The organism is Streptococcus sp. HMSC078D09 (assembly GCF_001813675.1).
Lineage (GTDB): Bacteria > Bacillota > Bacilli > Lactobacillales > Streptococcaceae > Streptococcus.
Genome location: NZ_KV813677.1, coordinates 1 through 1,604, shown reverse-complemented (window position 1 = coordinate 1,604; position 1,604 = coordinate 1). Strand labels below are relative to the sequence as shown.

The 1,604-nt window shown below is 41.0% G+C and carries 3 protein-coding genes; all 3 read right to left on the bottom strand.

Translation table 11 applies throughout. The features are described from left to right. Positions 1-89: 89 nt before the first annotated feature. Positions 90-743 (bottom strand): hypothetical protein, encoded by a 654-nt coding sequence (locus tag HMPREF2926_RS09480; protein ID WP_070587615.1) that lies wholly within the window; start codon positions 741-743, stop codon positions 90-92. Next, positions 743-964, bottom strand: coding sequence for a hypothetical protein (locus HMPREF2926_RS09475; RefSeq protein WP_070587612.1), 222 nt, complete (start codon positions 962-964; stop codon positions 743-745). The genes HMPREF2926_RS09480 and HMPREF2926_RS09475 overlap by 1 nt, the downstream gene beginning before the upstream one ends. 9 nt (positions 965-973) lie before the next feature. Beyond that, positions 974-1,604 (bottom strand): gp58-like family protein (locus HMPREF2926_RS09470; protein ID WP_218108108.1); only part of this gene is annotated, 631 nt, incomplete at its 5' end.

Sequence of the window (1,604 nt, the reverse complement as noted above, 5' to 3'; positions counted from 1 at the left end):
ACTTGGAATGATAACGACTAAAACGGGAGTTAGCTTGTCCACTAGTGCCAATAGGTCCAATTAAATCACCCCCCCTATAAGCCACTAACTTACTGGACGGGTTGAGTTTCAAGCTCTCCCGCTGGTTGAGGTGCGGTCGCTTTTGGCTCTGTCCACTTCCAAATGCCAATCTTACCATTTTGGTAAAGACTGTTCAATTGCTCCAAGGTCTCGCCTTGATAAGTAAATGGCTCATTTACTTGGATCATGACACGCTTACCTTCTCCAAAAGCTTCTGTGTGGCTTGGATCTTCAACCGTAAAGATCTCTTGTGGTTGGTAAGTCTTACCAGATTGACCAAGTTCTACCAGTTCAAGACCACGTTTAAATACAGTAGGATCAAGTGGATTTTCAACGTCTGTCACACGGGCCAAAACGTTCCATTCTGCCACTTCTTTGATCTTCTGGATTTGGTTTGCTTTTTGTTCGTTGTCCTTGGTAAGAGCTTGGATCTTAGCAATAGCGTCCTTGTTAGCTTCAACAGACTTATCAAGTTCTTTCTTGATTGCTACCACAGCGCCAGATGTGTCAAGTTCCATGCGCACGATGTTCAATACTGCTTCAACCAGTGCTGCATCATCTTCAGTCATGCGGTTTGTTGGCAAAATTTCCTCGAATACACGGTACGGGAAATCTTGTTTGATTGCTACTTTCGTAGTGTTGGCTACTGCATCGTATGATTTAAATTGTACTTTGTAATCCATTATTTAGTTACCTCGTTTTTATTTTTAATTTCTTCAAAAAGATCCTTCAAGTCCTTATCAGACTCTAGGACAGAGCGATAGCTTTCAACTTCTTGAGCAAGTTGAGCTACTTGTGATTGCAAATCTGTAAAACGAGCCTTAAACTCGATTTCACCAAGCGTCTTGTCACTCAATTGTTTGTTCAATTCAGCGACCATTGAAAGTAAGATGTTTTCGTTCATTGATTTCTCCTAATTAATGAGATCAGCCCAGTTGCCAACACCACGATAACCGATGCGATTCATGATATCTTTTATCATCATCTTGAGCCGTACCCCGTTTAAGGTGATTTCATTCGTGTGGATATCGTGCAATCTTTTGTCTGATCGACCAATTACATGTTTTACTCTATTTTCGTTCAGTGGCATAAAGAATGTATATCCATCTCTCGTGTTATTGTGGATCATCCACGGACTACGATATTTCCCGTTAGAGTAAAATATGATACGGTCAGCAACGGTTTCGTGGAATGATTCCTTTTCTCCGTTACCATTACCCGACCACAGACGAGTGCCAGCAAATGTTTCATTTTCTACACTCTCTTTCTTATCATGGTTCGTACCTATGACAATCCGAGCAGCCTTTCTATCTTCAAAACGTTCCGCTCTAAAATATCCTTGTTCCAGTCTGATAAACTGAGATGATGTCGTATCATCAATCCGTCTGATGGAACCTTGGTTAGAATAAAAGTTCACGCTTCCGTTATCTAAATTAAAATCAGTCGCACCATTATTAGATAGCAACCTTCCACCTTGGATTCTCTCAGCCGACACAGCAACTGAATTAAGTTGTGTGATAAAGGCTTTTTGTGATGTAAGCTCT